Consider the following 25624-nt stretch of genomic DNA (forward strand, 5'->3'; position numbering starts at 1 on the left):
TTACCGCAACCACCCACGAAACAACACCCGGAGACAACCGATATGCGTAACCTCAACGAGGACACCATCACCCAGGCGGTGATCGCGTCGCTGGGCGGATGTGGCGACACACGGCTGCGGACCGTGATGACGAGCCTCGTGCAGCACCTCCATTCGTTCGCCCGCGAGACCAGGCTGACCGAAGCCGAATGGCAGGCAGCGATCGCGTTTCTGACCGCTGTGGGCCACATCACCGACGACAAGCGCCAGGAGTTCATCCTGCTCTCGGACGTGCTGGGCCTGTCCACGCTGGTCACCGCGCAGAACCACGCGAAGCCGGCGGGCTGCACCGAAGCGACGGTATTCGGCCCTTTCTATGTAGAAGGCAGCCCGGAGTACGCCCAGTTCGACGACATCGCGAACGGTGCGAGCGGCGAGCCTTGTTTTGTCGGCGGATACGTGCGCGCGCTCGATGGCCAGGCCATCGCCAACGCCCAGCTCGAAGTCTGGCAAGCCGATGAAGACGGCCACTACGACGTGCAGTTGGCGCCCGAAGACGACGGCACCCACGCGCATCGCGCACGCGGCAAGCTGCGCACCGACGCCAACGGACGCTTCGCGTTCCGCTCGATACTTGCCGAGCCGTATCCGATTCCGCACGACGGCCCAGTCGGCGCGCTGCTGGACGCGCTCGGCCGGCATCCGTGGCGGCCCGCGCATCTGCATTTCATGATCGAGGCGCCGGGCTACGAAACGCTGATCACCCACGTGTTCCGCGACGGCGACCGCTATCTCGACTCCGATGCGGTATTCGGCGTACGTTCGACGCTGGTGGCGCAGTGGGTCCAGCATCCCCCGGGCACGGCACCCGATGGCTCGCAGATGGACGTGCCGTTTTACACGCTCGATTACGACTTCGTGCTGAACCCGAAGGGGCCGGGGCGATGATCCGCCACATCGTCATGCGGAAGGTATCGGGCAAGAAAGTCGTGGCGTAAGGGAGAAGTGATGCAAGCCAGTCTGGAATTCGTTTACAAGGCGCGCCCCGCACGCGTGATCTTCGGAGCGGGCAGCCTGCGCCATCTCGAGCGCGAAGTCCTCGAGCTCGGCGCACAGCGTGCGCTGGTGCTCAGCACACCGGAACAACGCGCACTCGCGCAAACCATCGCCGAGCGTCTCGGGGCCCGCGCCGCCGCGATCTACGATCGTGCCACGATGCACGTGCCGGTCGAGGTGGCGCGCGACGCGCTCGAGTTCGCGAAAAGCTGCGGCGCCGATTGCGCGATTGCCGTGGGCGGCGGTTCCACGGTCGGGCTCGGCAAGGCCATCGCGCTCGAAAGCAGCCTGCCCATTCTTGCGATCCCCACTACCTATGCCGGCAGCGAAATGACGCCGATCTACGGCATCACCGAAGCGGGCCTCAAGCGCACGGGCGCCGACGCGCGCGTATTGCCGAAGACGGTGATCTACGATCCCGAGCTGACGCTCACGCTGCCCGTCGATTTGTCGGTGACGAGCGGCATCAATGCCATCGCCCACGCGGCCGAGGGGCTCTACGCGAACGACGCCAACCCGGTGATGAGCCTGATTGCCGAAGAAGGCATACGCGCGCTTGCACAGGGCTTGCCGGGCGTGCGCCGCGACCGGGCGGATCTCGCCGCGCGCAGCGACGCCTTGTATGGCGCCTGGCTGTGCGGCATGGTCCTCGGCAACGTCGGCATGGCGCTGCATCACAAGCTGTGCCACACGCTCGGCGGAAGCTTCAACCTTCCGCACGCGCAAACGCACACCGTCGTGCTGCCGCACGCGCTCGCCTACAACGCCGCCCACGCACCCGATGCGATGCAGCGCATCGCCCGCGCAATCGGCGCGGATGACGCCGCGCGCGGCCTCTATGAGCTCGCGCGCGAGAACGGTGCCCCGCTCGCGCTGAAGACACTCGGCATGAGCGAAACCGACCTCGACCGCGCCGCCGACCTCGCCGCCGCGAATCCGTACTGGAATCCGAGGCCGATCGAGCGGCAGGCACTGCGCGCGCTGCTGCAGGACGCGTTCGACGGCGTGCCGCCTTCCACGCGCTGAAAATACGTTGAACTGAGCATCCGGCGCGCGGGCTCGCCTTTCTCGAGCAGCTCGGCTGCCGTTTCGCGGTACTCTCGGACGACGCGGCCGCCCGCGACGCCATCGTCGAACGTGACATGCGCGAAGCGCACGGACGCGAAACGCCACCGGTGACGCCGCTACAATAGCGTTCGTGCGATGCGCTTGCCGACCGGTCCGGTTGCGCTCGCACGGAGCGCCCGCCGCGGTGCCCCGCTTCGCGGCGGCGGCTGACACCGCGCCCGCGCTGCAGCGCAGAGCCGACCCAATCGCCAGACCGGACATACCCGTCGAGCCGGGGTGACCGGCACTGGAGGGATCTATGCTCGACAAGGCGCTGCGTTTCGAGGGCGGGCCGGACTGGCATCACTTCCACGTCTACACCGACAGCACGCTGGTTGCGGTTCTGCTCGTCGCCGCCCTCCTGCTCGCGTTACTGTTGGCGAGCACGATCTGCTACTTCGCCACGCGCGCGATCATGCTGACGATCGTCGGCCGTCTCGCGCGCCACGAGCAACGCAAGTGGCTGCGCGCCGCCGAGCGCCACAGGGTGTTCCACCGGCTCGCGCCGCTCGTGCCCGCGATCATCGTCTACGCGGCCGCCCCGCTGCTGACCGGCCTCACGTTTCCGCTGATTTCGGCGCTCGGCCATCCGCTGGCCCTGCTCGCGGCCTGCTACATGGTGTACACGCTCCTGCGCGCCGCGCTCGCGCTCCTCGACAGCGTCGGCGAGCGCTACAGCCACTTCCCCTCCGCCAGCGAGCGGCCGATCAAGAGCTTCCTGCAGATCGCCACCATCGTGCTCTATGTGATCGCGCTGATTGCGGTGATCTCCGTGCTGCTGGAACGCTCGCCCGCCTACTTCCTCACCGGCCTCAGTGCGATGACGGCGCTGCTGATCATCATCTTCCGCGACTCTCTGCTCGGCTTCGTCGCCAGCATTCAGCTCACCGTCTACGACATGGTGCGGGTAGGCGACTGGATCGAAGTGCCAGGCTTCATCGCCGACGGCACCGTGATCGACATTGCGCTGAACACGATCAAGGTGCAGAACTTCGACAACTCGATCATCATGCTGCCCACCTACGTTCTGCTAACGAATAGCGTGAAGAACTGGCGCGGCATGACCGAGTCGGGCAGCCGGCGCGTCAAGCACGCGATTCATTTCGACGCCGACACCGTGCGCTTTCCCGACGAAGCACTGCTCGTGCGGCTGCGCAACGAAATGCACCGGCCGCTCGAGGCATTTGCACCCGAGGACACGCAGCGGCGCACGAACCTCGGCCTCTACCGCCTCTATCTGACTGCGCATTTGCGCGACCATCCAGCGGTCCGCCGCGACATGCCGCTCGTGATCCGCCAAGTGCAGTCGCGCCAACCCGTAATTGCGCTGGAGATCTTTCTCTACCTGGATGAAACGCGCTGGGAGCCCTACGAAAAGCTTCAATCGGACATGCTCGATCATGCGTATGGCATCGCTCCGCTGTTCGGCTTGCGCTGTTGGCAGGAGCGCTGGCCGGGATTCCGTCACTGAGGACTGAGGACCATAAACGTCGCGCTGGGCACATACTGGCGCTTCGAGACCTGATTCACCCTCATCCTATTTCTTTGCGTAGCTCACTTCCATGCCGGCCCGAACGTCCTGCTGGATCCCGTACTGCGCAAACGGATACCGAAGGCCGTTCTTCGCCAGCGCCTCCATGCCCGCGATGGCTTGTGCCAGCGTCGCGGGGGGAAGTGCCATCAGCATCTCGTCGTCGAGCACGCCGCCATATCGGCGCTCCGCAAAGCAGGGAATCGACAGGCTCGGCTGACCGGTCTTCAGCGCCCTGCCCCACGAATCCGCACAGGACGACTCTCCCACCACGCTCCAGTCGAAACGCTTGTATCCTGACCATTGCAAGCCGTTGATGAAGTACATCATGGCGCCAGGCGTGGCGTAGAACAGCGCGATGGTCGGGTCGATGCGGCCGGCCGCAAGCGGCGACACCACCAGCGCCTCGTACTTTCCGTCGGGCACGCAGTCCATGGCCGCTTGATGGGCGCGGGAATCTTCGAGCGTGGCGTACCAGACGCCCGCCATTTGCTGGCCCGAGCGCCATTCGGCATCCTTGGCGTTGCCGAGACCCACGACCGACCGGCATTGCGATCCGACCAGATCTTCGGCCGTTACGCCGATCGTGAAACCGAGGCGGGCAGCTTGCCCGACGATCTGGTCGAGCGTATGGATCGCCTTCGGGCGGCGAATGCGATGAATCGCCTCCATGTCCTCGCGCCGTTCGCACAGCATCATCCCGAACGGCAGGCTGCGCAGCTTGAGCAGGCGTTCGAGGTCCGCTGCCAATTTTCCAAGATCGTCTTTCATCGAGGTCGCCTCCAAGAATCTATTCGGGATCCTGCATAAATAATTTTATCCTGATGCTTCGTCTCTTTGCGCTCTTGCGCCATTCCCGCGCGATAAATCTGGGGCGCCACTCCATGCCACCGCTTGAACGCCTGCGAGAAACTCGACAAGTCGCTGTAGCCCAGCCGGTCCGCAATCTCCGTGAGCGTCAACTGCGCGCCGCTCAATAGCGTTTCGGCCATCGCGATACACGATTCGTCGAGCAAGGCCCGGAACGTCGCGCCCTCGTCCTGCAGCCTGCGCTTGAGCGTGCGGGCGCTCGAATGTGAGGCAATTCGAACGCGCCCCGTAAGCCGGCTCGACACCGAGCAGATGCTGAACGTCGATGTCGGTTTGGCCCAAATACTAAAACAATCGCCCCGTCCCAGCATTGGTGTTTTCCCATGCAGCACGCACTATCCGTGTCAATCAGTCGTCGTTCGAACGACTCCATCGAAAGCACGGAGGAGACCTATGCAAGTGAGCCCCAACGCGTCGGCTGAACCCCGATTTTCCTGAGGCAATGCCATGAGCGAAGTTATTGACTACATCGTGGTGGGTGGCGGCTCGGGCGACTGCGTGATCGCGGGGCGCATGAGTGAAGACCCGAACCTCGCCGTCTGCGTGCTCGAGGCCGGCGGGCGCGGGACACTACCCGTTGGAGCAGCCCGGGCTAAACAGATGGCGACGGCCATCCATGACTTTAGCGTCGACGTGGCGCTCGAAGGCGCTACGCCGAGCCACAGCAAGACCAGCGCCAACCTTGGTATATGATCGCGTTTTAATCTGCTGGAATTGCTTTCATGCAAGTGCTGGTCGACGCCGACGCGTGTCCTGTCGTCATCAAGGACATCTTGTTTCGGGCCGCCAAGCGCGCCGAAATCACGGTGACGCTGGTGGCCAATCAATATTTGCGCACGCCGCCGTCACCCTTTATCAAGTCGATCCAGGTGCCGGCCGGCTTCGACGCGGCCGATGCCCGCGTCGTCGAGCTCGTCGCGTCAGGCGATCTGGTGATTACCGCGGACATACCGCTCGCCGCCGCGGTACTGGAGCGGGGCGCTCATGCGCTCGATCCGCGTGGAAACTGGTTCACGCGCGAAAATATCCAGGAGCGCCTGACGATGCGCGACGTCATGGATCAACTGCGCAATGCCGGCATTGATACCGGTGGCCCTGCGCCTTTCAGCGCGCGCGACAGCAAGGCGTTTGCGGGCCAACTCGACCGGTTCCTCGCACGGCACAAAACGCCGCCTCGCGGGACCGATTGAGCCTGGGGTCCCGGCAGCTCAACGGCGGCGCATAGCCGGTCGCGGCTGCCCAGTAGGCGCACGCTCGTCTTTGTGGCGGAAGTTGATCCGCCCTTTCGTCAAATCGTAGACCGACAATTCCAGCGTGACCCGGTCACCGGCAAGAATGCGAATGTGATTCTTGCGCATGCGGCCCGATGCATAGGCGTTCACGATCACACCATTTTCGAGCGTGACGCGGTATTTGCTGTCCGGCAGCACTTCGTCGACGACTCCGTCTAGTTCCAGCAGTTCTTCTTTTGCCAAATCGATGCCTCCAGAGAGCGTGGTGTCGCGTCAAATGCAAAACGTCGGCGAGCGTCGCCGATTACTGCATCGCTTACGCGTGTGTTTGTGTTGAGAGTTGTCCGGCGCATTTCGCACCCACGCCGGAGAAGGATCTGTGCGAACCTGGACCAGCCAAGCAACGGCGCTCAGGGCGTCGAAACCTGACGATCTGCCAGGTCTCCAGACTTCCCGAAGATTGCGCTTGAGCGACGCTGTCGATGAGGACATTGGATTCGCAGCCGGTTGGCGGGAACCTGATATCGAGCAGCAAGCGCGAAGACTGGGCGAGCTATAGACACCACACCTTCAAGCTACAGGCGCGGCGGGAACAGGAATGCAAGAAAAGATCGCTGGCATGCGTGGCAAACGAGCGCCACGCAAGGCGAGAGAATCGCGCCAACCCAAACGGGCGGGCGCGATCCGATAGCGTTACTGCGGCGTGATGTTCGAAGCCTGCAGACCCTTCGGGCCGCGCTTCGTTTCGTAGCTGACCTTCTGGCCTTCAGCAAGCGTCTTGAAGCCCGTGCCACGCACTTCCGAGAAGTGTGCGAACAGGTCGTCACCACCCTTGTCCGGGGTAATGAAGCCAAAGCCCTTGGTATCGTTGAACCACTTGACAGTACCGGTTTCCACTAGTAATTCCTTAAACAGACGAATAAAGTTGCACGCCCTCATGAAAAGGGCGAACTAAAAGATCAAAAAGAGGAGAGGTCAACGAGAGCCGCGGATAGCGGCAAAGGATGAGCAATCGAGCATTTTGGAGACTTTGGTGCACGAAGGTACGCGGTAGTCGGCGCTTCGTCAAGCGGTTTCTTGCACAAAGGGGGCAGACTTGCCGCCATAAGACGGCGCGACAAGGCTTCATTTGAGTTCGGTGAGTGCATTTCGCCCACGCGATTGTATGGGCCAGGGCCAGCCCGGGGGCGGCTGGACCAGAGGCGCAACGTCGGCTAATGCGGGACCGATCTGTTACGCGAAGCCGATCCGTTACCTGGCGTTCAGATCTTTCCAGCGCTGATAAACCTTGATTGCGCCTTCGTCCTTTTGCTGAATCATGGGCAGACGGCGCTCACCGATCGGCTTGGCGAATTCGGCATAGAAGGTGTCCAGCTCGAAGTACTTGCGGTCGTCCTTGTAAAACGGCGCATAGTCTTCGCGCGTCGTGATGTAGATGACCCGCCTCGGGCTGCAGTAGTAGAGCGAACCGAGACACATCGGGCGGGGGCTGGCCAGAATATAGATGTCGCAATCGGTCAGATGCTCGGTGCCGAGTTTCTTGCAGGCCTCGCGCACAGCGAGGATTTCCGCGTGCGCGGTCGGATCGCTCGTTTGTGCAACCCTGTTCGGGCTTTCCGCAATGATCTCGCCGTCGCGAGCAATGACAGTGGCAAAGGGACGGCCCCCTTCTTCCACATTCTTCATGGCGAGTTCAATCGTGCGCTTCACAAAATCCATGGGAATACCTCATTGATACGGTTTGAGCCAAGGCGTGGCAGACCGGCAAGTCGAGGTTACCTCCGGCCTGAAATAAGGTAAAAGACTCATTTCTGATGCGGCGCATAAGCTGGGCTTATCCGCGAACGCCACAACCGGACGCCCAGCGCCGCGCACGCCGTGGCCGTTGCAAGCGCGGTGACGGCAGGCCAGCCCCACTGGGAGAAGAGCAGGCCGCCGAGCCCGGCGCCCGCTGCCATGCCGATGAACATGCCGACAAACAACACGGCGTTCAGGCGGCTTCGCGCGGCCGGATCCAGGCCATAAACGATGGTTTGATGCGCGACCAGGGTGACCTGCACGCCAAGATCGAATCCCATTGCGCAGAGCGCCAGCGCGCGTGCCCGAACATGCGGCCGAGCTCGCCACCCTCCCCCTGGCTCGCCTTGCGCACTTACTACCGCAATGAAGTGAGGTTGATGCACGACGTCACCGGGGAAAAAGTGCGTTTCCCGATCCGCCCGCGCCTGAGCACCGACAATCTGTACGCACTGAGCAGCGCGGCGTCGCTCGGGGTCGGCGCCTGCATAGGTTCGACGTGGCTCCTCTCGGAAAGCCTTGCAAGCGGGCGTCTGTTGAGGCTCGCACCGCATTGGCATGCGTCGCCGCTGCCCATTTACCTGATCTATCCCCACGCACAGTTTTACCCAACGAGACTGACGCGCTTTGTCGAGATGATGCGCGAAGTCGTGCCGGCCATTATCGGGAACCAGGCGTAGCAACACGCCGAGCGCCGCATGCCTGTTCGGGTTCGAGCCGGCAAGGTTACGCACGCACAGATATAAGCCGAAGGCATTGCTTGTGATATTTTCCATAGGCGAATCTTATGGAGAACCCCATGCTTTTGCGGCACATCACCTACTTCCTGGCCGTGGCCGAGCACAGCAGCTTCACGCGCGCCGCCGTTGCCTTGCATGTCTCTCAACCCGCGTTGTCACAGCAGATCAAGCAGCTCGAGGAAACGCTCGGCACGCAACTGTTCGATCGCACCGGCCGCACGACGCGATTGACGGATACGGGCGAGGTGTATTTCCAATATGCCAGGCGCGCCCTGCAGGACCTGGAGGAAGGCAAGCGCGCGATCCACGATGTCAGCGACCTGAGCCGCGGGTCGTTCCGCGTGGCCGTCACGCCAACCTTCACGAACTATCTCGTCGGGCCGCTGGTCGAGGCCTACCACGCGCTGCACCCCAACGTCACGCTGACGCTTCGGGAAATGACGCAGGAACGCATGGAAGAGCTTCTCGTCGATGGAGAGCTCGACGTCGGCATTGCGTTCGAGGACGTGCGATCGCCGGACATCGAATCGCAGCGGCTGTTGGTGGAAACGCTGGCACTCGTAGTCGGTGCCGGCCATCCGCTCGCCAGGCGGCGAAAGATCGGCCTGCGAGCGCTGAACGACGAATCCCTGATTCTGCTCACGTCCGAGTTCGCAACCCGCGATCAGATCGACCTCTATTGCCGCCAGCACGAAATTCGCCCCCGGGTGCTGATGGAGGCGAATTCGCTGAGCACCGTCGTTGAAATCATTCGACGAACCCCGCTCTCCACGCTGCTGCCCGCGAAGATTGCGAGCGCCCAGCAGGGTCTCGTCGCGATCGCGTTGGACCCCATGCTGTTACAGCGCACCGCGGTCATCATGCAACGAAAAGGCGCATATCAGACGGCGGCCGCCCGCGCTTTCATCGCGCAGGCATTGCAGCAAGGCGCATCCAGATCCGTGTGATCAGGCAATCGAGGGAATCGCGCTATCTCGAATGGCGAATTGATTATCGCCGGGCTGATCTGGAAGCGCGCTTCGCGCCAGTGATTGATTAGCGATCCTCAATGCCAGGGGAAGCCACCGGCTGGACCGGTTGAACGGCCCTGGCACCTGTTGAACGTGCACCCTTGCGCGAAGCCTTCGACTCGCTTCCCAGACTCACACCCGTCGCTCAACTGTCAGGTGGGCGCGCCGGCACCTTCTGCCAGCCGCCGGGGCAAGACCGGACGTAGGGATAGTAGCCCTGCGGCCTCGCGCAGTAGTACCAGAAGGCGAGTTGCGGTGCGCCGCCGCCCTGGTCTTCCATATCGGCATCACCCGCCTGTCCCTGAGCCTGCCCCTGAGCCTGTCCCTGCTCGACGTATTCGCTGGGTTGCAACAGGTCGCCGGAGACGTACGGGTAGTAGACGCTGCCGTAGTACGGCGGGTAGTAGTACGGATAGAACGGATAGCCGTAGACGAAGCCCGGACCGAAGTAGAAGCCGATGCTCACGGACCCGCAACAGCCGTACCAGCCGTGGTAGTAGCCCCCGTGGTAATAGCCCCCGTGGTAATAGCCCCCGTGGTAATAGCCCCCATGGTAATAGCTGCCGTGATACCAGCCGCTACCGTGATATCCGCCGTTCCAGTTACCGCCGTTCGAACCCCCACCGCTCCAGCTGCTGCCATGGTTCACGCCACCGTAGCCCCCACCGCTCCAGCTGCTGCCGTGGTTCACGCCTCCGTAGCCACCACCGCTCCAGCTGCTGCCGTGGCTCACGCCTCCGTAGCCACCACCAGAGCCGCCGCCGCGATACCAGCCGCCGCCTCTACCGGCGCTAGCCGCGGCGCTCATGGACAGCGCCACCAGTACGAACAGCAGCCGGCACAATCCGTGCCTTGTCATGATGTTCACCTCGATCGCTCGCGCAGGGTCCGGCACGACACCGTGTTCGCATCCGCCGGCTCCGGATGGACCACCGCCCCAGCAGCGTCAGTCCCATAGATCAGTTTAGGCGGCAGGACGGCATTTTTCCTGCATGACGATGGATCACGCGCATGCCGTCGAGGCGTCGATCAAACGCCGATTGAAAATGCGGCGCCTGACTGTTAGTTGCAACACCCTTCGACCAGGCCGCGCGAGGCACGGGCTTCCGCCCAAGCCCGTGCCAGAGCGCACGGATGCGGACTTATCCCGTCGCCGCCGCGCTCCCGCCGAGATACGCGGCACGCACGCGGCTGTCCTGCGCCAGCTCCTGGGACGCGCCCGCGAGCGCCACGTTGCCGCTCTCCAGCACGTAGGCCCGATGCGCGATGCGCAGCGCCTGCCGCACATTCTGCTCGACGAGGAGCACCGCCGTGCCTTCGGTGCAGATGGCCGCGATCATGCCGAAGATCGCGCGCACGAGTTTCGGCGCGAGCCCCATCGACGGTTCGTCGAGCAGCACGAGCCGCGGCTTGAGCATCAGCGCGCGCGCGATGGCCAGCATCTGCTGCTCGCCGCCGCTGAGCGTTCCGGCCAGTTGTGCGCGGCGCTCGCCAAGGCGTGGGAAGGTCTCATAGAGGGCTGCGATCCGGCGCTCGAGCGCGGCGGCGTCGCGCCGCATCAGATAGCCACCGAGCCGCAGGTTCTCCTCGACCGTCAGCACACCGAACATTCTGCGCCCCTCGGGCACGTGCCCAATGCCGAGCGCGACGATCCGATGGGCCGGCAGCCCGGTCAGCGCTTGTCCGTCGAGCGCGATATGGCCGCCGCGCGGGCGCAGCAGGCCCGAGATGGTCCTGAGCGTGGTGGTCTTGCCCGCGCCGTTGGCGCCGAGCAACGCAACGATCTCGCCCGGCCCGACGTCGAGCGAAATACCGTGCAGCACTTCAATGTTGCCGTAACTCACGCGCAGATCGCGGACCTCTAGGAGCCCCACAGCGATTCCTCCCCGTCGGCGGCATTGCTGGCGTCGTCGTCTTCGTCGGCCGTGCCCAGATAAGCGTCGATCACACGCACATCGCTCTGGATCTGCGCGGGCGGCCCTTCGGCGATCATGACGCCATGATCCATCACGATGATCCGGTCCGATACGCCCATCACCAGCGTCATATCGTGCTCGATCAGCAGCACCGTGACGCCCAGCGCACGAATGCGCCGGATCAGCTCCATCAGCGCCTGCTTCTCGGTCGGATTCATCCCGGCGGCCGGCTCGTCCAGCAGGATGAGGCGCGGGTTGCTGGCGAGCGCGCGGGCGATCTCCAGCCGGCGCTGGTCGCCGTACGGCAGATCGGCCGCATACTCGCTCGCCCGCCCGCCCAGTCCGACCATGTCGAGCCAGCGCATGCCTTGCGCTTCATGCTCGGCCGCTTCGGCGCGCGCGGAGGGCGTGCCCGCCAGCTCGGCGAGCAGCGGTGTATGCAGGCGGTGGTCCATGCCCGTCAACACGTTCTCGAATGCGCTCATATGCCCGAAGAGGCGAATGCCCTGAAACGTGCGGGCGATGCCTCGATGCACGTTGCGGTGCGGCGCGCCGCCACTCAGTGGAGTGCCGCACCAGAGCATGCGCCCCCCGCTCGCGCGGGTCACACCCGTGAGGCAGTTGAACACCGTGGTCTTGCCCGCGCCGTTCGGGCCGATCAGCGCAAGAATCTCGCCGCTGCGCACCTCGAAGCTGATGCCGCCGATCGCCATCACGCCGCCGAAGCGGCGCATGAGGTCGCGCACCTCGAGCAGCGTCTCGCCCGCGGCGGCGGCACCAGGCGGCGCTGGCGCAGCGGCAGCAACCGGCGGCACGGCGGAGAGATCCGCCCGCGGCATGGCGCGCCTCGCGCGCACCGGCCACAAGCCTTGCGGGCGCAGCAGCATCAGCACCACGAGCGCCACGGCGAATCCGAAGATGCGCCAAAGGTTCAGAAAGCGCAGCATCTCCGGCACGCCAGCAACGATGATCGCGCCCAGAATCACGCCGGGAATGCTGCCGCGCCCGCCGAGCACGACCACGATGAGGATCGTTACGGACTGCAGATAAGTAAATCCGGTGGGATCGATGGTGCCGAAACGCGCGGCAAAGAGGCTCCCTGCGATCCCGCCGATCAGCGCGCCCATCACGTACGCCAGCAGCTTCACGCGCAGCGTTGCGACGCCGACCGCCTCGGCGGCGGCTTCGTCCTCGCGGATGCTCGTCCACGCGCGCCCGAGGCGTGAGCGGCCGAGCCGCACGGCGAACAGCAGCACGACGATCAGGAACGCCATGCCCAGCTCGTAGACCGCGCGCGGCGAGCTGATCTCATAGCCGAACAAGCCCGGGCTGGCAATGCCGTAGATGCCGTTCGGGCCGCCGGTAATTTCGAGGTTGGTCGCGACGATGCGGGTGATTTCGCCAAAGCCCAGCGTCACGATCGCGAGATAGTCGCTGCGCAGGCGCAAGGTCGGATAGCCGATGACGATCCCCGACAGGCCGGCGAACCCGAGACTGAACGGCAGCGTCTCCCAGAACGAGAAGCCCAGCAGCGTTTCGAGCAGCGCCGTCGTATATGCGCCGATGGCGAAAAAGGCCGCATAGCCGAGATCGAGCAGCCCTGCGTAGCCGACGACGATATTCAGCCCGAGCCCGAGAATCGAGTAAGTGACGATGGTCAGCGCGACGTCGATCACGTAGTTGCTGGAGAACGCGGGCAGCGCGATGGCCACCGCAAGCAGCGCGGCAGTGGCAAGCGTGGGCCGCGCGGCCATCGAAACCGGTGCGCGCATGGGCTACATCCTCTCCACGACGCGTTCGCCGAACAGGCCCGTGGGTTTGACCACCAGCACGGCGATCAGGACGCCGAACACGAACACATCGGTCCAGCGCGAGGACACATAGCCCGCGCCGAACGCCTCGAGCAGCCCGATCAGGAAGCCGCCAGCCATGGCGCCCGGAATGTTGCCGATGCCGCCGAGCACCGCCGCCGTGAACGCACGCAGGCCGAGCACGAAGCCCATGAAGAAGTTGATCTGCGTGTAGTACAGGCCCTCCATCACGCCGGCCACGGCGGCGAGCACCGAGCCAATGAAGAAGGTGAGATGGATCATCCGCTCGACATCGATGCCCATCAGGCGCGCCGCATCCTGGTCGATGGCGAGCGCGCGCATCGCGGTGCCCAAAAACGTATGGTGTACGAAGAAGTAGAGCGCGAGCATCAGCGCAAAACTGGCGGCCACGATGCCGATCTGCGCATACGTGATGCGCACGTCGTGCAGATTCAGGCCCGCCTGGGCCAACAGGTGCGGATAGGTCCTGAAGCCGGCGCCATACATCAGCAGCACGGCGTTTTCGAGCAGCAGCGAAACGCCCAGCGCCGTGATGAGGATCGAGAGCCGCGGCGCGCGCAGCAAGGGCTGATAGGCAACCCGCGCGATGACGACGCCGAGCCCGCCGGTAGCCGCCATCGACGCCGCGAAGGCGGCCAGCAGCGCGAGCGCGAGCGGCAGGTGCGCGCTCGCGAGCGTTGCGAGCGAGGTCCAGCCGATGAACGCGCCGACCATGAACAGGTCGCCATGCGCAAAGTTGATCAGGCGGATGATGCCGTACACCATCGTATAGCCGAGGGCCACGAGCGCGTAGAACGAGCCGATCGTCAGCCCTTCGACGACGAACTGGAAAAAGGCGCTCATGGCCGCAACGAGGGCGCTGCCGCGCTCACTTCATGGTCACCCACTTGCCCGATGCGTCCTGCCGCTGGTAGGCCGCGAATTCGTCGTTGCGCACGATGATCGTGATGTAGACCGCCACGGCGCGGTCGCCCTTCGGATTGAACCCGATGGTCCCGGTCACGCCCGGATAGTCCTTGATCTTGTGCAGCGCGGCGATGATCGCGGCGGGGCTCGCCGACTTCGCATCGGCGATGGCTCTCGCGGTCACGCCCACGGCATCGTATTCATAGACCGAATACGGACCGGGGCCGTGGCCATAGGCCTTGGTGTAGTCGTCCACGAACCCGTGCGCGCCCGAAAGGAATTGCGCGAGCGGCGAGGTGGTGATGATCATGCCGTCGGCCGCCGGGCCCGCGGTTTTCATGAGCGTCGGGTCGTTGGTGCCGTCACCGCCCATGAGGGTCATCTTCAGCCCCAGTTGCCGCGCCTCCTTCACGATCAGTCCGGCCTCGGAGAAGTAGCCCGTGTAGTAGATCACGTCAGGGTGCAGCGACGCGACCTTGGTGAGCGTCGGCGAATAGTCCATCTGGCCCGGCGTGATCGAGTCGGCGTACACGACGTCGACGCCGTCTTTCTTGAGCGCCTCGACCGTGTTCTGCGCGAGCCCCTTGGCATAGGTGGTGTTGTCGTCGATCACGGCGGCGCGCTTCGCGTGCAGCGAGTTCTTGATGAAGCTTGCCGCGAACGGGCCCTGTTCGTCATCGCGCCCGATGGTCCGGAACACGTTGTCGTAACCCATTTCCGTGAGCTTCGGGTTCGTCGACGCGTCCAGCACATAGGGAATGCCCGCGCGATGAAACGTCGACAACTCGGGCAGCGCGGCGCTCGAGCAATAACCGCCCGCCACGGCGGCCACGCCCGCGTCCACGAGCTTCTGCGCGGCCTGAACGGCCGTTTGCGCATCGCAGGCGTCGTCCTCGGGCACGAGCTCGATCTGCTTGCCGAGCACGCCGCCGGCCGCGTTGATCCTTGCGGCAGCGAGCTTGGCGCCGTCGACGATATCGGTGCCGGCATTGGCATTGCTGCCCGAGAGGGGCACCGGCACGCCAATCTTGATGGTCTGGCTGTGCACCGCGCCTGGAGCAAACGCGGCGAGCACTGCCAGCCCGAGGATCGTGGTGCCGAAGGTCTGCCGCAAAACGCGCGCGGCGCCGGGCAGGCCATTGTTCTGAATATTCATGTTCGTGACTCCTGTCGACCGCACGCGGCGCCTCAGGCCTCGCGCGGTCCCATGCAACGCTGCCAGTGAGTCCGGCCGGCCTTGCGCGAAGCGGCCAGGCCAGCGGTCAGTTAGCGCAACGTAATGATTCGTGACGCGTCGAGCGCCGCGTGTGTGGATAGAGCGTCGTGGTGAGGCGCAAGGACGCCCTCTTCATGATAGGTCTCGAAGACCGCCTGGCCGGTATAGGGTATGCGCGAATAAAGCCCACGCAAAAGCGCTGGCAGGCCTATATTTCGTGGAGGATGGCAGGGGGGCGCGCATGGAGACCATCGTGCTGGGCGCAGGCATTGCAGGAGTCACGACGGCATACTGGCTCGCGCAGGACGGCCGCGCCGTGACCGTGGTCGATCGGCGCGAAGGCGTTGCGCTCGAAACCAGCTTCGCCAACGCCGGGCTCGTCGCGCCGGGCCACTCTTACACCTGGGCCTCGCCGCGCGCGCCCGCAATCCTGCTCAAATCGCTGTACTCCGGGGGGCAGGCGCTGCAACTGCGGCTGAGCGCCGATCCGCACATGTGGGCGTGGTGCGCGCGGTTCCTGCGCAACTGCACCGCCGCCCGCTCGCGCGAGAACACGGCGCGCAAAGTCCGCCTGTGCCGTTACGCGCAGGAGCAGTTGCAGCAATTGACCGCGAAGGAGCAGCTGCAATACGACCGGATCAGCCGCGGCCTCCTCTATCTCTATCGCGATGCAGCGTCGTTCGCACGCGGCTGCTCGCACATGTCGATCCTCACGGAAAACGGCTTGCAGCTCGAAACGCTGGACGCGGCTCAGGTGCTCGCGCGCGAGCCGGCACTCGAGCACGCGCGCGAGACGATCGCCGGCGCAATCTATTGCCCCACCGACGAAAGCGGCGACGCGCGCCAGTTCACCCGCGAGCTGCAGAAGGTATGCGAGCGGCTTGGCGTGAGTTTCGTGTTCGATACTCCGATTAGCCGCATCGAAGCGTCGGGCGACCGGGTCACCGGCGTGCGTACGCCGCAAGGGCTGATCGAAGGGGACGACTTCGTGCTCGCACTCGGCTCGTATTCGCCGATCCTCGCGCGAGCGCTCGGCTACAGGCTGGCGATCTATCCCGTCAAGGGCTATTCGGCGACATTTCCGGCCGGGCCCGAACACCGCCCCCCGCATATCGGCGGCGTGGATGAAGACCATCTCGTCGCGTGGGCGCGCTTCGGCGAACGGCTGCGCTTTACCGCGACGGCCGAGTTCGCGGGCTACGACACGCGCCACGAGCCCGCGGACTTCGCGCCGATGCTGCGTGCGGCGCGCGAGCTCTTCCCCAACGGCGCCGACTACACGAAGCCGAGCTACTGGGCGGGACTGCGTCCGATGACGCCCGAGGGCACGCCCTTGATCGGCCGCACGCGCCACCGCAACCTGTTCCTGAACACGGGTCATGGCCACATGGGCTGGACGATGTCTTGCGGCACCGCACAACTGCTTGCCGACATCATGGCGGGGCGCACGACCGAGCTCGATCTCGCAGGGATGACCATCACATGAACCCCACGCCCCTGCAGCGCGATGCCTACACGAAGCTCGATTTCGCACTCGACGCGGGAATCGCGCAGCGCGCGGCGATCGGCCTTGTCGTGCTGGCGACCGACCACACGATCGAACACGAATGGCGTCAACTGCTGCGGCAGCCCGGCGTGGCCTTCTACGAAAGCCGGCTCGCGAACTCGCCCGATATCACGCCGGCGCGGCTTGCCGAGATCGAGTCGCGCATCGCGCCTGCGGCCGCCCTGCTGTTGCCCGGCGAGCCGCTCGACGTGGTGGCGTTCGGCTGCACCTCGGCGTCCATGGTGATCGGCGAGGAGCGCGTGTTCGAGCGCATCCGCGAGGCGCGTCCCGGCATTGCGTGCACGACGCCGATCACGGCCGCGGTAGCGGCTCTCAAGGCGCTGCAGGCATCGCGCATCGCGCTCTTGACGCCCTATATCCGCTCGATCAACGATTTCATGCGCGACTATATTGAAGCGCGCGGCATTGCCGTGACGCGTATGGCGTCGTTCGAACTCGCGGACGACAACGAGGTCGCCCGCATCGACGCCCCTTCGCTTTGCGCGGCCCTCGAGCCGCTCGCGCGAGAGGCCGACGTGGACGCCGTGTTCGTCTCCTGCACGAGCCTGCGTGTCGCGAGCCTCGTGCCGCAGCTCGAAGCGGCGAGTGGCAAGCCCGTGCTGTCGAGCAACTACGCGATGGCGTGGCACGCATTGCGTCTTGCCGGCGTGGGCGATAGCGAGCCGCAGCTCGGGCGATTGTTTGCGACATAGTCCGGGATCGCCCCGTATTTCTGTTCCATCACCTTCCCCGGGGGAACCACGGCATGTCGAACTATCCCGCCGCCTATCAAGTCACCAAAGGCTCCGTCCTGAACGTCGACAAGTCCTTTTATTCCGCGATCGCGCAACGCCACGACGCGCGGCAGCGCATCGAATCGTACGTCGTGCCGATCCGCAGCGGCTTCGCGTGGACGGTGCCGGCGGGCCACGTGTTCCGCATCGTTACGCTGGAGGGCCCGCAGGTTGCCGACTTCAACATGTGGCACCAGCACAATCCACGTGAGCGCATGTGGGCGTCGCGCACGCGCCAGTTGCAGGCCGCGCACGTGACGACGTTCGACCGCATCTGGTCGACGCTGCCCTACTTGCGCCCGATGGTCACGATCACCGACGACACGCTCGCCGGCTACGGCGTCGACGGCGACGGCGGCCGCGTGCACGACCTGCTCGGCACGCGCTGCGACCCCTACGTGAACAAGCTGCTGACCGGCGAGGATTTCCATTTCCATTGCCACTCGAACCTAGTTCGCGCGATCGCGCCGTACGGGCTCACCGAATTCGACGTGCACGACGTGCTCAACGTGTTCCAGTGCACGGGCCTGAACGACGACGACAAATACTTCATGAAGGCCTGCCCCGCGAAGCCTGGCGACTATCTCGAGTTCTTCGCCGAGATCGACCTGCTGTGCGCGATGTCCACATGCCCCGGCGGCGACCTCTCGGTGCCGATGTGGGGCCCCGATGCGCGCGACCCTATCGACGTTTGCCGGCCGCTCGGGGTCGAGGTGTACAGGCTCGAGGCGAGTCTGCTCAAAGGCTGGTCGTCGCCACCGGTCGCGCCGTACAAAGGCCAGCACGGAATGCAGCCGCCGCAGGCAGACTGGCAGCACGGCAAGAAGGTCTGATCCAGGCCCAGGCACGGTGCAACGCTGCGTGCATTTATCATCAGGAAACCGAATCATCGCTTGCGGCCTGCCCTTCTTCGAGCCGTGCCCCTCCTTCAGCCGAGCTTGATTGCCGCCATGCTCGCGGAGCGTTTGAACGGCGGCGAGGCGCGCGGCTCGTGAAATCACCATGCCCGGCCATTCGACATTACCCGCTGAATCGTCGAGAATCGGTGCAGCGCGTTGGCTCGGGTCAGCTATCAAGCTGCCCGGCATCGCGTCCCGCGTTCACGTGAATCAAGAGGGGGAAAGCTCAGTGGCAATCGTTGGAGTAATGGGTTCGGGCAAGGTCGAATGGGAAGCGCTGTCGACGCCGCTTGGCAAATGGATCGCTGAGCAAGGCTTCGATTTGCTGACTGGCGCGGGGTTTGGCGTCATGCTTTCGACTGCGCGTGCATTCTCGACTACGCACGGCCGCAAGGGGCGATCCATCGGGATCATGCCCAGCGAGCCCCATCCTGTGCGCGGTTTTGCGCCTCTGCAGGGCTACCCCAATCCGTATATCGACTTGCCGATCCTCACGCCACTGCCGCGCAAGCTGGCCGAGGCGCCAGACGACGCGTTGAACCGGAACTACGTGAACGTGCTCACGAGCGACGTAGTCGTGGCGCTGCCCGGGAACCAGGGAACCCTCGACGAAATCCGGCTGGCGACGCGCTTTGCAAAACCCCTGATTTGCATCGGCCCGATCGACGCCTTCGATGGCGTGCCGCCGGGTACGCGAATCGTCTCCGCGCTCGAGGACGTCTATCAGTTCGTGCTTGCCACAACAGGCTCGATCGACGAAACAGCACCACGCCCATCCTGATCCTCAGGCCAGCGAGACAGTCTCGCTGGCCGCCTGCCGGCTAGCGCAGCGCCCGTGCCGCACGATCCGCTGCACGGCCCATGCCGCTACCGCGCGCAATCGGCCAGCAGATTCGCCAGCACCGATGCGCCTTGCGCGAGGTGCACCGGGTCGGCGTCCTCCGCCTCGTTGTGGCTGAGCCCGGCCCTGCACGGCACAAACACCATCGCGGTCGGCGCGACGTACGAGAGATTCGCGGCGTCGTGGCCCGCGCCGCTGCACATCTCCAGGTACGGATAGCCGGCGGCGGCCGCCGCCTGCCGCACGCGCGCCACACACTGCGCATCGAACACCACCGGCTCATACTCGGCCACCTTCTGCACCCCCACGCTCGCGCCACGCAACGCGGTGCGTTGCAGACAGATGGCTTCGATGTCGGCAACGAGCCGTTGCAGCGCCGGCTGCGAAGGATGGCGCACGTCGACGCTGAACCTGACCTTGCCGGGTATCGTGCTCGGCGAGTTCGGCTGGCACGCGACATGGCCTACGGTCACGCGCGCATCGGCATCGAAGCCATGACCGTGCTCCACGATCGCGGCGATCATTGCGGCCGCCGCGCCCATCGCGTCCCGACGCACACTCATCGGCGTCGTGCCCGCATGCGATTCGAAGCCTGTCACCGTGACGTCGAGTTCGTAGATGCCTTGCACACCGGTCACGACACCGATCGGCATGCCGGCATTCTCCAGCACCGGGCCTTGCTCGATATGCGCCTCGAAATAGGCTTTCGGCATCTGCCGCTCGCGCTCGGGGCCGGCAAAGCCGGTGCGCTCGAGCTCCTGCCCGAGCGGCACGCCCGTGTGCATGCACGGCCGCTCGCGAGCGTAGTCGAGATCGAGCTTGCCGGCATACACCGCGGAGCCCATCATGCCGGGCGTGAAGCGCGAGCCCTCTTCATTGGTCCATGCCACGACCTCGACCGGATGGCGGGTGGCGATGCCGAGTTCATTGAGCGTACGAATGGCCTCGAGGCCGGCGAGCACGCCGTAGACGCCGTCGAAGCGGCCGCCGAGCGGCTGCGTGTCGAGATGGCTGCCGCACATCACGGCAGGCGCGCCGGGCAGTGTGCCCGGCCGGCGCGCGAACACGTTGCCGATCGGATCGATGCGGATTTCGCAGCCGGCCTCCTCGCACCAGCGGATGAAAAGGCGCCGGCCCTGCGCGTCCTCGTCGGTCAACGCGAGCCTGCAGTTGCCGCCGTGCGCGGTCGCCCCTATCGTCGCCATCTCCATCAGCGAATCCCAGAGCCGTTGCTGATTAACGAGGATCATCGTGGTCGCTCCTGAAAAGTACCGAGCATATATACTTGGCACGATAAGGAAAATTCAAAAATTTTTTACGCACGATAAATTTCTCTTTTCATGCAGCATTCCCCCGCGATCCCGCCCTCCTGCACCGCCAGCGGCTCATGAAGCTCAAGCAACTCCATGCATTTCTCGCCGTGGCCGAGCACCGGACCATTCGTGGTGCGGCGAGAGCGCTCGGCGTCACGCAGCCGGCGGTCAGCAGCATCGTGCGCGAGCTCGAACTCGATCTGGGTGCGCCGCTCGTCACGCGCAGCGTCAAGGGGATTGCGCTGACCGAGTACGGCAGTGCGTTTGCCATTCGTGCGCGGCTGATCGTCGAGGAGATGCAGCGCACGCGCGACGAAATCGAGCAATTGCGGCTGGGCACGACCGGATCGGTGTCGCTTGCGGTCAGCCCGACCGTTGCGCTGACGATCCTGCCTCGCGCGTTCGATGCGTTCACGCGCAGCCTGCCCGGCGCGACCGTGAGCTTCGACGACGCGCTGAGCGCAACCGATCTCGCCCGGCTGCGCGACGGCACGCTCGATTTCATCGTCACGCATCGGCTGCCGGACGCGCTGCCCGACACTGGGGAATTTTCGAGCATTCCGTTGTTCCGCACGGTGTTCGTGGTCGTGGCGAGAAGCCGGCACCGGCTTGCGCGCGCCCGATCGCTGCGCGAGCTAGGCGACGCCCAATGGTGCGTGCCGCAATACGGAGAAGACGGCAAGGACCTGATCCGCTCGATCTTCATTCCGCTGGGGATCGATGTGCCGAAGCGGGTGATCCATTGCCCCTCGTTTTCCGCAACGCTCGGGCTCGTCTCGCAGACCGACGTGCTCGGCGTGTTCGCCCGGCCGCTCGTCGACGTCGAGCACCGGCCGCGCGGGATCATGGCGTTGAATCTCGTCGAGCCGCTGCCGCAATTGACGGTCGCCATTGTGATGCGGCGGCACGCGTTGCTGACGCCGGCCGCGCTGCGTTTCATCGAATGCCTGAAGGCCGCGTCGGCGGTCGTCGCGGGCCAAGGCGATAGCCAATGAGAGAAGCCACGGCGGACCCCGCCGGATATTTGAATTGCAAGAACCTTCAATACAAGGAAAAGGAGCACGTATGAAGCTTTCGAAATGCCTGTTGCTGATGGCGTTGTCGCTGTCCGCTACGGGTTACGCGCAAACCTCGCAGACCTATCACCTCGGCGAAGGCCAGACCGGCTTTGGCGAAGGCCAGAGCACGCCGTCACGCGGGCATGCGAGTTCTACCCCGCCCCCTGCGGCAGCGAAATCCAAATCGAAGCCAAAGCACAAGCAGCATCATCGGCGCCAAACGCAGGCCCGTTCGCCACTTCAGGACCCGTACTCGCGGAGCTGAGCGAGAGACCATGAAACTGGCGCATCGCCGGATTCGCATCCGCGATCCGCGCGTTCGTAATCGAGCGCATCGCGATGCGTGGCCGAAAATGAAAAATCCCTGCGCGGCGTAATCCGCCAGGCAGGGATCTTGCCGGGCGCAAGCCCAGCGGTACACGCGGCCTGAGACTCAGCTCATATGAAGTCCGCCGTTAAGCGAAAAGTCAGCGCCTGTCGAAAATCCCGCTTCGGCCGAAGCCAGCCATGCGCATATGGAGGCGATCTCGTGCGGTTCGCCCAGACGCCGCACCGGAATGCTTGCGACGATTTTCTCCAGCACTTCCGGTTTCACGGCGCGCACCATGTCTGTGCCAATGTATCCAGGCGAAACGGTATTGACCGTTACCCCCTTGGTAGCAACTTCCTGGGCTAGCGCCATCGTGAAGCCGTGAATGCCCGCTTTGGCGGTCGAGTAATTCGTCTGACCAAACTGGCCCTTCTGGCCGTTGACCGACGAGATGTTGATGATGCGCCCCCATCCGCGATTCACCATTCCGTCAATGACTTGCTTGGTCACGTTGAAGAGACTGGTGAGATTGGTGTCGATCACGGCGACCCATTCTTCGTGGGTCATCTTGCGAAATACGACGTCTCGCGTAATTCCCGCATTGTTGACGAGCACGTCAACTTCGCCGACCTCCGACTTCACCTTCTCGAAGGCCTTGGCTGTAGATTCCCAGTCGGCGACATTACCCTCGGAAGCGACAAAATTGAAACCAAGTGCTTTTTGATCCTCGATCCATTTTGCGCGGCGTGGTGAATTCGGGCCGCAACCGGCGACGACCGTAAAGCCGTCACTGTGCAGCCGCTGGCAGATTGCGGTTCCAATGCCACCCATTCCACCAGTTACATAGGCAATGCGCTGTGCCATAACTCCTCCAAACATTTCTGGGTTGTATAACGAACGGCTTCTACGGGAGGATAAAAGCTAGTTTGCATCAGCATACGATGTAGCGGCGATGGGCACTATCCCTTATGGAAATACCGGGCTGCGCACGCGCATAAATAGCGCTTTGTCTTTTTCCGCAACAGCTATCGTGGCCGAGACGATAATTTGACGCCGATCAAATAAAAAATCGAGAAAATGCATGGCGAATATTTTTCGCTCTTGAGCGGCCATGCGAAATGACGGTTCGACTCCGATAGAAAATCATTGGAACGCCAATGAATTGAGGGACGGAAACGGGCGGCAAGGCTATTGTCAGCGTCATTCCTTGCGCGTCTTCGGCTGCGGGATTGGCCGGGGCGGCTCAGATCCGCGCGGCGTCGGCTCTCTCGTGCATGCGTCCGGGGGCATGACACTGGGCACGTCGTCGCGGCAGCACGCATAGACCGGAAACCCGTACGCATTCGTGCCGATGATGGTCGTTGGCCCGTGCAGCGGGCATACCGCTTTCATGACGCCTCCCAAAATTCGCAAAAAACACGTCCTATGTTACGCGCAGATTGTCGGCGTGACACCGCCCACCGCGCCATAAACGCGAGCCCGCCGAGCGCATCGAACATCGATCGATCTGGATAGCACTACTGCGTAACGCTCCAAATTTACCGGCAGTGATCCGACTCCCTGGGCGCGATAAGTTGTATAGACATATTGCGATGACCCCCTATCGGTGTAAACCCTGGAAACGGCCCGCATCCGCCTGCCAGGGCAAATACCTAAGTTTGGGTTTCCCGATTCATTTTCAAGATAATTTCCCCTAATTCAAGCCATTTCACGCCGATCACGGCGGCTTCCTGAACGCCCGAGCGCGCACTCCGCGGAACCTCCCGAACTCATCTCACCGTTCTCGCTTGCACGCGTCAAGGCAGGTGGTCTAGACTGCGTGACAGTTTCATCGAGGGCGCGAAGCCGCTCGCACAATAAAGGCGCCAATTACTGCAGTTCATCCAATCGGCCGCGCGGAGCTTGCCCGTCGCGCCGACCAATTCAGGGGAACAAGTCATGAACCGGATCGTCAAGTTTCTCGTAGTCTCGCTTGCCGCAGCACCGCTCGTTTCGTTTGCTGAGGATACCTCAACGATCCGCTGGGGCGTCGACCCCACCTATCCGCCGTTCGAGGCGAAGCAGCCTGACGGTTCGATCGCCGGCTTCGACATCGATCTGCGCAACGCGATCTGCGCGCAGCTCCACGCGAAATGCGTGTGGGTCGAGCAGGGTTTCGACGGCATGATTCCCGCACTGCATGCAAAGAAGTTTGACGTGATCATGTCGGCCATGACCGCCACCGACGATCGTCTGAAGCAGATCGACTTTTCAAACAAGCTCTATTCGTCGCCGGGTGCGCTCGTCGCGCCGGTGGGGTCCAAGCTGCAGCCGACTGTCGCGTCGCTGGTCGGCAAGCGTATCGGCATCGACCAGGGCACGACCCAGGAAGTCTACGCGAAGGCCGAATGGGCGCCCAAGGGCGTCACGATCGTGACGTACCAGAACCAGGATCAGGTCTACGCCGACCTCGTCAACGGCCGCCTCGACGCCACCTTCCAGGACAAGACGCAGGCCGGTTATGCGTTCCTCGACACGCCGCGCGGCAAGGGTTACGCATTCGCCGGCGGTGACGTCACCGATGCGCGCATCACCGGCTATGGCGTCGCAATGGGGCTGCGCAAAGGCGATACCGACCTGAAGAGCCGTCTGAACGGCGCAATCGCCGCGATTCGTGCGAACGGCACCTATCAAAAGATTGCGGCGAAATATTTCGACTTCGACATCTACGGCGCAACGCAATGAATTCAATCACCGGGAGGGCAACTATGGCCATGAATATTCGTGAACGTGTCGAGAAGGCGGTCACGCCCGAGCTCATCAATGCGTTCCGCACGGAAGGCGCCGTGTGCATCAAGGGCATTTTTTCGGCGGACGAAATCGAGGCGCTCAAGGCAGGCATCGACAGCAATCTCGCGTATCCGAGCGCACGCTCGAAGGTTGCGAGCCGGCCCGAAGATCCGGGCTGGTTCTTCGAAGACTTCTGCAACTGGGAGCACAACGCCGCGTATCGCGAGTTCATTGCGCGCTCGCCCGCACCTTCGGTTGCGGCCGCGTTGATGGGCGTCGATACGGTCCGTCTGCATCATGACCACCTTCTCGTGAAGGAGCCGGGCACGCAGCAGCGCACGCCATGGCATCAGGACCAGCCCTACTACAACATCGAGGGCGACGACAACGTCAGCATGTGGATTCCGGTCGACCCGGCCCCGCTCGAATCGACGCTCGAATTCGTCGCGGGCTCGCATCGCGGCCCGTGGCTAATGCCGCGCACCTTCATGGACAAGGAGGCGAAGTGGTTCCCCGAAGGCAGCCTCGCCGATCTTCCGGACATCGAAGCAAATCGCGATGCCTTCCCGATCCGGCACTGGGCGCTGGAGCCGGGCGACATGGTGTGCTTCCGGATGCTGACGCTGCATGCGTCGGGCGGCACGCGCAACCGGCGGCGCGCGTTCTCGATCCGCTTCGTCGGCGATGACATCCGCCATGCGCCGCGCCGCTGGACAACGTCGCCCGATTTCCCCGGGCTCGCCGAAGCGCTGCCAGAGGGCGCGCCGCTCGAGCATCCGCTGTTTCCGGTCCTGTGGTCGAAGAGCGATGGGCAGGTGAACGCGCTCTGAAAACGCGGCACAACGGGCGGGCGGCGGACCAATGGGCCGCCGCCCGCTTTCTTGCTAGCGGCAAAGCCGTTA

General features: G+C 64.0%; 26 protein-coding genes and 3 pseudogenes. 15 read left to right on the top strand and 14 right to left on the bottom strand.

Annotated features, from left to right (window positions below; genetic code table 11):
- Positions 1-42: 42 nt before the first annotated feature.
- The 3 genes from EYW47_RS29250 (at position 43) to EYW47_RS29265 (ending at position 3613) form a co-directional block, all read left to right on the top strand.
- Positions 43-927: an intradiol ring-cleavage dioxygenase gene (locus EYW47_RS29250; RefSeq protein ID WP_133198330.1), complete on the top strand. Its 885-nt coding sequence runs from the start codon at positions 43-45 to the stop codon at positions 925-927.
- 60 nt (positions 928-987) lie between these two features.
- A complete protein-coding gene (locus tag EYW47_RS29255; protein ID WP_133198331.1) occupies positions 988-2061 on the top strand; it encodes a maleylacetate reductase in 1074 nt (357 codons plus the stop codon).
- A 340-nt stretch (positions 2062-2401) separates the two neighbouring features.
- Entirely contained in the window at positions 2402-3613 is a 1212-nt protein-coding gene (locus EYW47_RS29265) for a mechanosensitive ion channel family protein (RefSeq protein ID WP_133198332.1), read from the top strand.
- 66 nt (positions 3614-3679) lie between these two features.
- Here the strand turns inward: EYW47_RS29265 and EYW47_RS29270 are convergent, their stop codons facing one another.
- Together EYW47_RS29270 and EYW47_RS29275 are read right to left on the bottom strand one after the other, a co-directional pair.
- The gene (locus EYW47_RS29270; protein WP_133198333.1) at positions 3680-4444 is read right to left on the bottom strand and encodes a DUF169 domain-containing protein; all 765 of its coding nucleotides are present in this window, start codon (positions 4442-4444) and stop codon (positions 3680-3682) included.
- Positions 4441-4749 (bottom strand): annotated as a pseudogene (locus EYW47_RS29275) (helix-turn-helix transcriptional regulator); the annotation flags it as partial. The gene EYW47_RS29270 and the pseudogene EYW47_RS29275, both read right to left, overlap by 4 nt.
- Positions 4750-4990: 241 nt before the next feature.
- On the opposite strand from EYW47_RS29275, the gene EYW47_RS42510 reads away from it, so the two are divergent.
- Together EYW47_RS42510 and EYW47_RS29285 are read left to right on the top strand one after the other, a co-directional pair.
- Positions 4991-5236, top strand: coding sequence for a GMC family oxidoreductase N-terminal domain-containing protein (locus EYW47_RS42510; RefSeq protein ID WP_133198334.1), 246 nt, complete (start codon positions 4991-4993; stop codon positions 5234-5236).
- A 29-nt stretch (positions 5237-5265) separates the two neighbouring features.
- Positions 5266-5733 carry a YaiI/YqxD family protein gene (locus tag EYW47_RS29285; protein WP_133198335.1) on the top strand — a complete coding sequence of 156 codons (468 nt, stop codon included), beginning with the start codon at positions 5266-5268 and terminating at the stop codon, positions 5731-5733.
- 18 nt (positions 5734-5751) lie between these two features.
- Here EYW47_RS29285 and infA read toward each other — a convergent pair whose 3' ends face one another.
- The 4 genes and pseudogenes from infA to EYW47_RS29305 all read right to left on the bottom strand — a co-directional run.
- Positions 5752-6018 carry a translation initiation factor IF-1 gene (gene infA, locus EYW47_RS29290; RefSeq protein ID WP_028216505.1) on the bottom strand — a complete coding sequence of 89 codons (267 nt, stop codon included), beginning with the start codon at positions 6016-6018 and terminating at the stop codon, positions 5752-5754.
- A gap of 450 nt (positions 6019-6468) precedes the next feature.
- Positions 6469-6672 carry a cold-shock protein gene (locus EYW47_RS29295; RefSeq protein WP_028216504.1) on the bottom strand — a complete coding sequence of 68 codons (204 nt, stop codon included), beginning with the start codon at positions 6670-6672 and terminating at the stop codon, positions 6469-6471.
- A 354-nt stretch (positions 6673-7026) separates the two neighbouring features.
- Positions 7027-7494 carry a nucleoside deaminase gene (locus EYW47_RS29300; protein WP_133198336.1) on the bottom strand — a complete coding sequence of 156 codons (468 nt, stop codon included), beginning with the start codon at positions 7492-7494 and terminating at the stop codon, positions 7027-7029.
- Positions 7495-7580: 86 nt separating this feature from the next.
- Positions 7581-7859: pseudogene (locus tag EYW47_RS29305) on the bottom strand (MFS transporter); the annotation flags it as partial.
- 48 nt (positions 7860-7907) lie between these two features.
- On the opposite strand from EYW47_RS29305, the pseudogene EYW47_RS29310 reads away from it, so the two are divergent.
- A pseudogene (locus tag EYW47_RS29310) lies at positions 7908-8252 on the top strand (LysR substrate-binding domain-containing protein); the annotation flags it as partial.
- A 119-nt stretch (positions 8253-8371) separates the two neighbouring features.
- On the top strand, positions 8372-9259 hold the full coding sequence (gene cynR, locus EYW47_RS29315; protein WP_133198412.1) for a transcriptional regulator CynR: 888 nt from the start codon (positions 8372-8374) through the stop codon (positions 9257-9259).
- A gap of 208 nt (positions 9260-9467) precedes the next feature.
- On the opposite strand, the gene EYW47_RS41055 is transcribed toward cynR, so the two are convergent.
- The 5 genes from EYW47_RS41055 to EYW47_RS29340 form a co-directional block, all read right to left on the bottom strand.
- Positions 9468-10181 carry a hypothetical protein gene (locus tag EYW47_RS41055; RefSeq protein WP_165976707.1) on the bottom strand — a complete coding sequence of 238 codons (714 nt, stop codon included), beginning with the start codon at positions 10179-10181 and terminating at the stop codon, positions 9468-9470.
- Positions 10182-10464: 283 nt separating this feature from the next.
- Positions 10465-11196 (bottom strand): ABC transporter ATP-binding protein, encoded by a 732-nt coding sequence (locus tag EYW47_RS29325; protein ID WP_133198338.1) that lies wholly within the window; start codon positions 11194-11196, stop codon positions 10465-10467.
- Complete coding sequence (locus tag EYW47_RS29330; RefSeq protein ID WP_133198339.1) at positions 11184-13010, bottom strand: branched-chain amino acid ABC transporter ATP-binding protein/permease; 1827 nt, start codon at positions 13008-13010, stop codon at positions 11184-11186. The genes EYW47_RS29325 and EYW47_RS29330 overlap by 13 nt, the downstream gene beginning before the upstream one ends.
- A 3-nt stretch (positions 13011-13013) precedes the next feature.
- Positions 13014-13913 (bottom strand): branched-chain amino acid ABC transporter permease, encoded by a 900-nt coding sequence (locus EYW47_RS29335; RefSeq protein WP_133198340.1) that lies wholly within the window; start codon positions 13911-13913, stop codon positions 13014-13016.
- A 25-nt stretch (positions 13914-13938) separates the two neighbouring features.
- Positions 13939-15132, bottom strand: coding sequence for a branched-chain amino acid ABC transporter substrate-binding protein (locus EYW47_RS29340; RefSeq protein WP_133198341.1), 1194 nt, complete (start codon positions 15130-15132; stop codon positions 13939-13941).
- Positions 15133-15433: 301 nt separating this feature from the next.
- Here EYW47_RS29340 and EYW47_RS29345 point away from each other — a divergent pair, with 301 nt between their 5' ends.
- The 4 genes from EYW47_RS29345 to EYW47_RS29360 all read left to right on the top strand — a co-directional run bounded on the left by EYW47_RS29345 (position 15434) and on the right by EYW47_RS29360 (position 19212).
- Positions 15434-16678: a D-amino acid dehydrogenase gene (locus EYW47_RS29345; RefSeq protein WP_133198342.1), complete on the top strand. Its 1245-nt coding sequence runs from the start codon at positions 15434-15436 to the stop codon at positions 16676-16678.
- Positions 16675-17451, top strand: a complete 777-nt coding sequence (locus EYW47_RS29350) for a maleate cis-trans isomerase family protein (RefSeq protein WP_133198343.1) — start codon at positions 16675-16677, stop codon at positions 17449-17451. The genes EYW47_RS29345 and EYW47_RS29350 overlap by 4 nt, the downstream gene beginning before the upstream one ends.
- A gap of 53 nt (positions 17452-17504) precedes the next feature.
- Entirely contained in the window at positions 17505-18365 is an 861-nt protein-coding gene (locus EYW47_RS29355; protein WP_133198344.1) for an urea carboxylase-associated family protein, read from the top strand.
- A gap of 295 nt (positions 18366-18660) precedes the next feature.
- Positions 18661-19212 (top strand): SLOG cluster 4 domain-containing protein, encoded by a 552-nt coding sequence (locus tag EYW47_RS29360; RefSeq protein ID WP_133198345.1) that lies wholly within the window; start codon positions 18661-18663, stop codon positions 19210-19212.
- An 86-nt stretch (positions 19213-19298) separates the two neighbouring features.
- Here the strand turns inward: EYW47_RS29360 and EYW47_RS29365 are convergent, their stop codons facing one another.
- A complete protein-coding gene (locus EYW47_RS29365; protein ID WP_133198346.1) occupies positions 19299-20522 on the bottom strand; it encodes a Zn-dependent hydrolase in 1224 nt (407 codons plus the stop codon).
- A 137-nt stretch (positions 20523-20659) separates the two neighbouring features.
- Between EYW47_RS29365 and EYW47_RS29370 the strand changes: the two genes are divergently transcribed.
- Both EYW47_RS29370 and EYW47_RS29375 read left to right on the top strand, forming a co-directional pair.
- Entirely contained in the window at positions 20660-21580 is a 921-nt protein-coding gene (locus tag EYW47_RS29370) for a LysR family transcriptional regulator (protein ID WP_133198347.1), read from the top strand.
- 70 nt (positions 21581-21650) lie between these two features.
- The gene (locus tag EYW47_RS29375; protein WP_133198348.1) at positions 21651-21908 is read left to right on the top strand and encodes a hypothetical protein; all 258 of its coding nucleotides are present in this window, start codon (positions 21651-21653) and stop codon (positions 21906-21908) included.
- Between the two features lie 168 nt (positions 21909-22076).
- On the opposite strand, the gene EYW47_RS29380 is transcribed toward EYW47_RS29375, so the two are convergent.
- Together EYW47_RS29380 and EYW47_RS41060 are read right to left on the bottom strand one after the other, a co-directional pair.
- Entirely contained in the window at positions 22077-22817 is a 741-nt protein-coding gene (locus EYW47_RS29380; RefSeq protein ID WP_028216493.1) for a 3-ketoacyl-ACP reductase, read from the bottom strand.
- A 102-nt stretch (positions 22818-22919) separates the two neighbouring features.
- The gene (locus tag EYW47_RS41060; RefSeq protein ID WP_165976708.1) at positions 22920-23066 is read right to left on the bottom strand and encodes a hypothetical protein; all 147 of its coding nucleotides are present in this window, start codon (positions 23064-23066) and stop codon (positions 22920-22922) included.
- Between the two features lie 825 nt (positions 23067-23891).
- On the opposite strand from EYW47_RS41060, the gene EYW47_RS29390 reads away from it, so the two are divergent.
- Both EYW47_RS29390 and EYW47_RS29395 read left to right on the top strand, forming a co-directional pair.
- Complete coding sequence (locus EYW47_RS29390) at positions 23892-24677, top strand: ABC transporter substrate-binding protein (protein WP_133198350.1); 786 nt, start codon at positions 23892-23894, stop codon at positions 24675-24677.
- 23 nt (positions 24678-24700) lie between these two features.
- Positions 24701-25552, top strand: coding sequence for a phytanoyl-CoA dioxygenase family protein (locus EYW47_RS29395; protein ID WP_133198351.1), 852 nt, complete (start codon positions 24701-24703; stop codon positions 25550-25552).
- Positions 25553-25624 lie beyond the last annotated feature (72 nt).

The organism is Paraburkholderia silviterrae (assembly GCF_004353915.1).
GTDB lineage: Bacteria > Pseudomonadota > Gammaproteobacteria > Burkholderiales > Burkholderiaceae > Paraburkholderia > Paraburkholderia silviterrae.